Origin of the sequence: Streptomyces sp. NPDC059003 (assembly GCF_042740445.1) — a bacterium.
In the GTDB taxonomy this organism is placed as follows: domain Bacteria; phylum Actinomycetota; class Actinomycetes; order Streptomycetales; family Streptomycetaceae; genus Streptomyces.
Genome location: NZ_JBHYJH010000130.1, coordinates 21,077 through 28,664, shown reverse-complemented (window position 1 = coordinate 28,664; position 7,588 = coordinate 21,077). Strand labels below are relative to the sequence as shown.

At 72.4% G+C, this 7,588-nt stretch carries 9 protein-coding genes; 8 read left to right on the top strand and 1 reads right to left on the bottom strand.

Translation table 11 applies throughout. From position 1 onward, the window contains the following. Positions 1 to 77 precede the first annotated feature (77 nt). Complete coding sequence (locus ACFWZ5_RS33490; protein WP_384891676.1) at positions 78 to 1,592, bottom strand: oxidoreductase; 1,515 nt, start codon at positions 1,590 to 1,592, stop codon at positions 78 to 80. A 276-nt stretch (positions 1,593 to 1,868) separates the two neighbouring features. Here ACFWZ5_RS33490 and hisD point away from each other — a divergent pair, with 276 nt between their 5' ends. The 8 genes from hisD to hisF are packed head-to-tail and all read left to right on the top strand — an operon-like array spanning position 1,869 to position 7,585. After that, the gene (gene hisD / locus ACFWZ5_RS33485; protein WP_384795478.1) at positions 1,869 to 3,191 is read left to right on the top strand and encodes a histidinol dehydrogenase; all 1,323 of its coding nucleotides are present in this window, start codon (positions 1,869 to 1,871) and stop codon (positions 3,189 to 3,191) included. Beyond that, a complete protein-coding gene (locus ACFWZ5_RS33480) occupies positions 3,188 to 4,309 on the top strand; it encodes a histidinol-phosphate transaminase (RefSeq protein WP_384795476.1) in 1,122 nt (373 codons plus the stop codon). Before hisD ends, ACFWZ5_RS33480 begins: the two co-directional genes overlap by 4 nt. After that, entirely contained in the window at positions 4,306 to 4,899 is a 594-nt protein-coding gene (hisB, locus tag ACFWZ5_RS33475) for an imidazoleglycerol-phosphate dehydratase HisB (RefSeq protein ID WP_384795474.1), read from the top strand. The genes ACFWZ5_RS33480 and hisB overlap by 4 nt, the downstream gene beginning before the upstream one ends. Before the next feature lie 2 nt (positions 4,900 to 4,901). Then, positions 4,902 to 5,066, top strand: a complete 165-nt coding sequence (locus tag ACFWZ5_RS33470; protein WP_384795472.1) for a hypothetical protein — start codon at positions 4,902 to 4,904, stop codon at positions 5,064 to 5,066. Continuing rightward, positions 5,057 to 5,707: an imidazole glycerol phosphate synthase subunit HisH gene (hisH, locus tag ACFWZ5_RS33465; protein WP_384795470.1), complete on the top strand. Its 651-nt coding sequence runs from the start codon at positions 5,057 to 5,059 to the stop codon at positions 5,705 to 5,707. The genes ACFWZ5_RS33470 and hisH overlap by 10 nt, the downstream gene beginning before the upstream one ends. Then, a complete protein-coding gene (gene priA, locus ACFWZ5_RS33460; protein ID WP_384795468.1) occupies positions 5,704 to 6,432 on the top strand; it encodes a bifunctional 1-(5-phosphoribosyl)-5-((5-phosphoribosylamino)methylideneamino)imidazole-4-carboxamide isomerase/phosphoribosylanthranilate isomerase PriA in 729 nt (242 codons plus the stop codon). Before hisH ends, priA begins: the two co-directional genes overlap by 4 nt. Further along, positions 6,429 to 6,833, top strand: a complete 405-nt coding sequence (locus ACFWZ5_RS33455) for a RidA family protein (protein ID WP_384795466.1) — start codon at positions 6,429 to 6,431, stop codon at positions 6,831 to 6,833. The genes priA and ACFWZ5_RS33455 overlap by 4 nt, the downstream gene beginning before the upstream one ends. Next, complete coding sequence (hisF, locus tag ACFWZ5_RS33450) at positions 6,830 to 7,585, top strand: imidazole glycerol phosphate synthase subunit HisF (RefSeq protein WP_384795464.1); 756 nt, start codon at positions 6,830 to 6,832, stop codon at positions 7,583 to 7,585. Before ACFWZ5_RS33455 ends, hisF begins: the two co-directional genes overlap by 4 nt. Positions 7,586 to 7,588: the final 3 nt, after the last annotated feature.

Sequence of the window (7,588 nt, the reverse complement as noted above, 5' to 3'; positions counted from 1 at the left end):
AAAGTTCTAGCCCCTCCGGCGTTTGAGGAGCGGGGTCTGGGGCGGAGCCCCAGGAAGGGCGGGCGGGTGGGGGAGTTTCAGTTCCTGCGGAGCAGGCGGGTCGCGCCGGCTGCGACCGTCGTGGCCAGGACCCAGCCCAGCAGGATCAGGACGGCCGCCAGCCACTGCCAGCCGCCCCGCAGCTGCCAGTAGCTGTCCTGGCCGAGGTCGATGACGGGCAGGAGCAGGTCGAGGGCGAACAGGGACGGGTTCCAATTGGGGTGCTCGCCCGGCTTGAGGGGCGGATGGTCGGCGCGCGAGAACGCGATCGCGCTGGCCGCCCACAGCACCGCCATCCACAGCGCGGCCCGCCCGGGCCGATAGCCGTACGCCACCGTCCAGTCCTGCGCGTACCCCCACAGCTTCGCGGCGAACGGCAGCGTCTCGCGGCGCCGGCGCTGCTTGGCGAGCAGCACTTCGCGGGCGTCCGCGTCCTCGCCGCCGTTGCGCAGGACGGTGGCGAGCTTCTCGTACGGCTCGGGGTTGTACTCGGCGGTGGCCGCCGCCACCCATTGCAGGCGCAGGGAGAGCGGGAAGCCGCCCTGCGGGATGAGGTTCTCGTACGTGAAACCGCCCATCTGGAGCTGGCCGGGGCCCGGCCAGCTCGCCGCCCTGTCCATCAGGTTGACGACCCGGGCGCCGGACAGGACGACCCTGCCGCGCTGCGGCGCCTGGCCGAGGAAGCGCAGCTCGGGCGTCTGGACGCGGCGGAGCGACAGCTCCTGGTCGTTCTGGAGCGCGAAGCGGGCCTGCCCGAAGTCCACCGCGTCGCCGAAGCGGCCGTCGTCGAGGCGGATGCCGCCCTCGCACTCGAAGCGCTGCACGCGGGTGCCGCGGGCGGGCGTCGAGCCGCTGGTCTGCGGGGGATTGCCGACGCCGGCCGGGGTCAGATAGAGGGTGCGCTCGACGGTCAGCTGCGGGGCGTTCAGGGCGTAGCGGCCGTACGGATTGGCGAGGCGGCTGCCGCGCAGGCTCAGGCTGACGCCGACCTTCGCGCCGCGCAGGCGCAGCTCGCCGTGCGACTCCAGCATCTCCGCCTGGAGGTCCTGGCCGACCGTCATGCCGTCGCCCATGACCGAGCGGCCGCGTCGGTCGCGGTAGACCACGGCCTGGTTGAGCAGCAGGTCGGTGCCGATGTGGGCGTCGGTGAGCCGCATGCCGTTGTGGATCCGGCAGCGCGGCAGGTGCAGGTCGCCCTCGGTGTGCACCCGGGCCGCCTCCAGGCGCGGGATCGAGCAGTCCACCAGGCGCAGCGTGGTGAAGCGGGCCTCCGGCAGGAGGACCTCCTTCTCGAAGCGGCAGCCCTTCAGCTCCGTGTACGGCACGACCACGCCGCCCGCCAGGTCGAGCACGTCCGTGATCTGCACCCCGGCCAGCTTCAGGGACGACACCCGGCCCGACAGCGCGGGCGGCCCGTCGAGCAGCAGCCAGCACACGATGCGGGCCCGCACGCTCCGCTCGGGACCCCAGGGATGCCCGCCGTGCGGGTCGTCCACCGCCGCGTCGCCCGACCGCAGGTCGTACACCGTGCCGTTGCGGAACGCCTGCCACATGCCGACCTCCGCGGCGGTCAGGCCGTCCGGCGGGTCCCCGATGCCGGTGTCGTCGACCACTGCTGCCGTCCTCCCGTATGCCGTGGTGGGTGAAGCCCCGTACGTGGTCACGGCGCGTGTCCGTGCCTCGTACACCCGTTCATGCCCGCTCCGTGACCGCCTGAACGCTAGTGGTGAACGTGGTCTCCCGTTCCGTCGGGGGGCCTGCCGCCCGGCAGGTATCAGTCAGTGATACGGGCGACCGGCCGCCGATGGCGGTCTGCGAGAATTGGCCATGTGATCTCTCGAATCGATCTGCGCGGCGACGCCCTCCCCGAGGGCAATGCCCTGCGCGCCCTGCTGCCCCGTGCCGACTTCGACGTCGCGGCCGCCCTGGAGAAGGTGCGGCCCATCTGCGAAGACGTGCATCATCGCGGCGACGCGGCGCTGATCGACTACGCGGAGAAGTTCGACGGAGTGAAGCTGGAGCGGGTCCGCGTGCCCGCGGCCGCGCTCACCGAGGCCCTGGAGAACCTGGACCCGGACGTGCGCGCCGCCCTGGAGGAGTCCATCCGCCGCGCCCGCACCGTCCACCGCGCCCAGCGCCGCGCCCCGCACACCACCCAGGTCGTGCCCGGCGGCTCGGTGACCGAAAAGTGGGTGCCGGTCGAGCGCGTGGGGCTCTACGCCCCCGGCGGCCGGTCCGTCTACCCGTCCTCCGTGATCATGAACGCGGTGCCCGCGCAGGAGGCCGGCGTCGCCTCCATGGCGCTCGCCTCGCCCCCGCAGGCCGACTTCGGCGGCCTGCCGCACCCGACGATCCTCGCCGCCTGCGCGCTCCTCGGCATCGACGAGGTGTACGCGGCCGGGGGCGCCCAGGCCGTGGCGATGTTCGCGTACGGCACCGAGGAGTGCGCGCCCGCCAACATGGTCACGGGGCCCGGCAACATCTGGGTCGCCGCCGCCAAGCGGTACTTCACCGGCCGCATCGGCATCGACACCGAGGCGGGCCCGACCGAGATCGCCGTCCTCGCCGACGACACCGCCGACCCCGTGCACGTGGCGTCCGACCTGATCAGCCAGGCCGAGCACGACCCGCTCGCCGCCGCCGTCCTGGTCACGGACTCCGTGGCGCTCGCCGACGCGGTGGCCAAGGAGTTGGAGCCGCAGGTCGCCGCGACCAAGCACGTCGAGGACCGGATCGCGCCCGCCCTGAGCGGCCGCCAGTCCGCGATCGTCCTGGTCGACGGCCTGGAGGAGGGCCTGCGCGTCGTCGACGCGTACGGCGCCGAGCACCTGGAGATCCAGACCGCCGACGCGGCCGCCGTGGCCGACCGGGTCAAGAACGCGGGCGCGATCTTCGTCGGCCCGTGGGCGCCGGTCTCGCTCGGCGACTACTGCGCGGGCTCCAACCACGTGCTCCCGACGGGCGGCTGCGCGTGCCACTCGTCCGGGCTCTCCGTCCAGTCCTTTCTGCGCGGCATCCACATCGTGGACTACACGCGCGACGCCCTCGCGGACGTCGCCCACCACGTGGTGACGCTCGCCGAGGCCGAGGATCTGCCCGCGCACGGCGCCGCCATCAAGGCGAGGTTCGGATGGAAGGTGCCCGGGCAGTGAACGACGTACGCATCGACGACCTCCCCGTACGCGACGAGCTGCGCGGCAAGTCCCCGTACGGCGCGCCCCAGCTCGACGTGCCCGTCCGGCTGAACACGAACGAGAACCCGTACCCGCTGCCCGAGGCCCTCGTCGAGCGCATCGCCGAGCGCGTCCGCGAGGCCGCCCGGAGCCTGAACCGCTACCCGGACCGGGACGCGGTCGAGCTGCGCACCCAGCTCGCCCACTACCTCACGCGGACCGGCGGCCACGAGGTCACCGCCGCCCACGTGTGGGCGGCGAACGGCTCGAACGAAGTGATCCAGCAGCTGCTCCAGACCTTCGGCGGGCCAGGGCGCACGGCCATCGGCTTCGAGCCCTCGTACTCGATGCACGCCCTCATCGCGCGCGGGACCGGCACGGGCTGGATCTCGGGCCCGCGCGGCGACGACTTCACCATGGACGTCGACGCCGCCGCGAAGGCCATCGCCGAGAACGCGCCGGACGTCGTCTTCATCACGACGCCCAACAACCCCACGGGCAACGCCGTGCCGGCCGAGGCCGTCATCGCCCTGTACGACGCCGCCCAGGCCGCCAAGCCGTCCATCGTGGTGGTCGACGAGGCGTACGTGGAGTTCAGCCACGGGGAGTCGTTGCTCCCGCTGCTCGCGGGGCGGCCGCACCTCGTCGTCTCGCGCACGATGTCCAAGGCCTTCGGCGCGGCGGGCCTGCGCCTCGGCTACCTCGCCGCCGACCCGGCGGTCGTGGACGCCGTGCAGCTGGTGCGCCTGCCGTACCACCTGTCGGCCGTCACCCAGGCCACCGCGCTCGCCGCCCTGGAGCACACGGACACGCTCCTCGGCTACGTCGAGCAGCTGAAGGCCGAGCGCGACCGCCTCGTCACCGAACTGCGGGCCCTCGGCTACGAGGTGACCGAGTCGGACGCCAACTTCGTCCAGTTCGGGCGCTTCGACGGCGAGGGCGGCGCCCACGAGATGTGGCGGAAGATCCTCGACCGGGGCGTCCTCGTCCGGGACAACGGGGTACCCGGCCGGCTGCGGGTGACCGCGGGAACCCCCGCCGAAAACGACGCGTTCCTCGATGCGGTGCGCGAACTCAAGAAGGAGCGATACGCATGAGCCGCGTAGGACGGGTCGAGAGAACCACCAAGGAGACCTCGGTCGTCGTCGAGATCGACCTCGACGGCACCGGCAAGGTCGACGTGTCGACCGGGGTCGGCTTCTACGACCACATGCTCGACCAGCTCGGCCGGCACGGCTTGTTCGACCTCACGGTGAAGACCGAGGGCGACCTGCACATCGACTCCCACCACACCATCGAGGACACCGCTCTCGCGCTCGGTGCCGCCTTCAAGCAGGCGCTCGGCGACAAGGTGGGGATCTACCGCTTCGGCAACTGCACGGTCCCGCTCGACGAGTCGCTCGCCCAGGTCACGGTCGACCTCAGCGGCCGCCCGTACCTGGTGCACACGGAGCCGGAGAACATGGCCCCGATGATCGGCGCGTACGACACGACGATGACCCGGCACATCTTCGAGTCCTTCGTCGCCCAGGCCCAGATCGCCCTGCACATCCACGTGCCGTACGGGCGCAACGCCCACCACATCGTGGAGTGCCAGTTCAAGGCCCTCGCGCGGGCGCTGCGGTACGCGTCCGAGCGCGACCCGCGCGCCGCCGGAATCCTCCCCTCCACGAAGGGTGCGCTGTAACCATGAACGGCATCTCCACCCTGCTGATCTTCGTGGGGCTCTTCCTGCTCGGCGGCGTGTACTCCTTCGCCAAGCAGAAGCAGTCCAAGAGCGTGATCACCCTCCTCTCCATCGGCGCCGGCATGTGCATCCTCGCGGGCGTCATCCGCCTGGAGGTGTGGAATTGACCGCCACCCGCAAGCGGGTCGTGGTCTTCGACTACGGCTTCGGGAACATCCGGTCCGCCGAGCGCGCCCTCGCCCGCGCGGGCGCCGACGTCGAGATCACCCGTGACTTCGACACGGCGATGAACGCCGACGGCCTGCTCGTGCCCGGCGTCGGCGCCTTCGCCGCCTGCATGCGGGGCCTGCGCGCGGCCCGCGGCGACTGGGTCGTCGGCCGCCGCCTCTCCGGCGGGCGGCCGGTCATGGGCATCTGCGTCGGCATGCAGATCCTGTTCGAGCGCGGCATCGAGCACGGCGTCGAGACCGAGGGCCTCGACGAGTGGCCCGGCACGGTCGCGCCGCTCAAGGCCGAGACGGTCCCGCACATGGGCTGGAACACGGTCGCGGCCCCGGCCGACTCCGAGCTGTTCAAGGGCCTGGACGCCGACGAGCGCTACTACTTCGTGCACTCCTACGCCGTCCACGACTGGACCCTGGAAACCGCGAACCCCGCGATGCGCGCCCCCAAGGTCACCTGGGCCACGCACGGCGAGCCCTTCGTGGCGGCCGTCGAGAACGGCGCCCTGTGGGCCACCCAGTTCCACCCCGAGAAGTCCGGCGACGCCGGCGCGCAGCTCCTCACCAACTGGATCGGAACCCTGTGAGCACCCTCGAACTCCTCCCCGCCGTCGACGTGCGCGACGGCCAGGCCGTGCGCCTCGTCCACGGCGAGTCCGGCACGGAGACGTCCTACGGCTCCCCGCTGGAGGCCGCCCTCGCCTGGCAGCGGTCGGGCGCCGAGTGGCTGCACCTGGTCGACCTGGATGCCGCGTTCGGCACCGGCGACAACCGCGCCCTGGTCGCCGAGGTCGCCGGGGCCATGGACATCAAGGTCGAGCTGTCCGGCGGCATCCGGGACGACGCGTCCCTCGCGGCCGCGCTCGCCACCGGCTGCACCCGCGTGAACCTGGGCACCGCCGCCCTGGAGACCCCCGAGTGGGTCGCCAAGGTCATCGCCGAGCACGGCGACAGAATCGCGGTCGGCCTCGACGTGCGCGGCACGACGCTGCGCGGCCGCGGCTGGACCCGCGACGGCGGCGACCTGTACGAGACCCTGGCGCGCCTCGACTCCGAGGGCTGCGCCCGCTACGTCGTCACCGACATCGCCAAGGACGGCACGCTCCAGGGCCCGAACCTGGAGCTCCTGAAGAACGTCTGCGCGGCCACGGACCGCCCGGTCGTCGCCTCCGGCGGCGTGTCGTCCCTGGACGACCTGCGCGCCCTCGCGGGCCTGGTCCCGCAGGGCGTGGAGGGTGCCATCGTCGGCAAGGCGCTGTACGCGAAGGCGTTCACCCTGGAAGAGGCCCTCGCGGCGGTGGCGACGGCATGAGCGACGTCGTACGCCGGGTGAGCTCGGGCGGCCCCTGGGAGGACGCCGTCGGCTACTCCCGCGCCGTCGAGCTGCCCAACGGCCTGGTCCTGGTGTCGGGCTGCACGTCCGTGGTGAACGGCTCGATAGACGCGGGCACGCCCTACGAGCAGACGGTCACCGCCTTCCAGGTCGCCTTCGACGCCCTGAAGAAGCTCGGCCTCGGCCGCGAGCACGTGGTGCGCACCCGCATGTACCTCACGCACGCCCGGGACGTCGAGGACGTGGGCCGCGCCCACAAGGAGCTCTTCGACGACGTCCGCCCGGCCGCGAGCATGATCATCGTGTCCGGCTTCATCGACCCGAGCCTGGTCGTCGAGGTCGAGGTCGAGGCGTACCGCCCCGAGGGAGGCGCCGCATGACGCTCGCCGTACGGGTCATCCCCTGCCTGGACGTGGACAAGGGCCGCGTCGTCAAGGGCGTCAACTTCCAGAACCTGCGCGACGCGGGCGACCCCGTCGAGATGGCCAAGGTCTACGACGCTGAGGGCGCCGACGAGCTGACGTTCCTCGACATCACCGCGTCGTCCGGCGACCGCGAGACGACGTACGACGTGGTGCGCCGCACCGCCGAGCAGGTCTTCATCCCGCTCACGGTCGGCGGCGGCGTCCGCACGGCGGAGGACGTCGACAAGCTGCTTCGCGCGGGCGCGGACAAGGTCGGCGTGAACACGGCCGCCCTCGCCCGTCCCGACCTGATCCGCGAGATCGCGGAGCGCTTCGGGCGGCAGGTCCTGGTCCTCTCCGTCGACGCGCGCCGCACCGAGTCCGGCTCCTTCGAGGTCACCACCCACGGCGGCCGCCGCTCCGCCGGGGTCGACGCCGTCGAGTGGGCCCACCGCGCCGCCGAGCTCGGCGCGGGCGAGATCCTGCTCAACTCCATGGACGCCGACGGCACCAAGGACGGCTACGACATCGAGATGATCGAGGCCGTACGCAAGCACGTCACCGTCCCCGTCATCGCCTCCGGCGGCGCGGGCCGCCTGGACCACTTCCCGCCCGCGGTCGCGGCCGGAGCCGACGCGGTCCTCGCCGCCTCGGTCTTCCACTTCGGCGACCTGAGGATCGGCGAGGTGAAGGACACGCTGCGGGCGGCCGGACACCCGGTGCGCTGAGCG

Coding starts and splice junctions, on each gene's coding strand:
- ACFWZ5_RS33490 (WP_384891676.1), bottom strand. CDS start 1,592: ATGTGGCAGGCGTTCCGCAACGGCACGGTGTACGACCTGCGGTCGGGC.
- hisB (WP_384795474.1), top strand. CDS start 4,306: ATGAGCCGCGTAGGACGGGTCGAGAGAACCACCAAGGAGACCTCGGTC.
- ACFWZ5_RS33470 (WP_384795472.1), top strand. CDS start 4,902: ATGAACGGCATCTCCACCCTGCTGATCTTCGTGGGGCTCTTCCTGCTC.
- ACFWZ5_RS33455 (WP_384795466.1), top strand. CDS start 6,429: ATGAGCGACGTCGTACGCCGGGTGAGCTCGGGCGGCCCCTGGGAGGAC.
- hisF (WP_384795464.1), top strand. CDS start 6,830: ATGACGCTCGCCGTACGGGTCATCCCCTGCCTGGACGTGGACAAGGGC.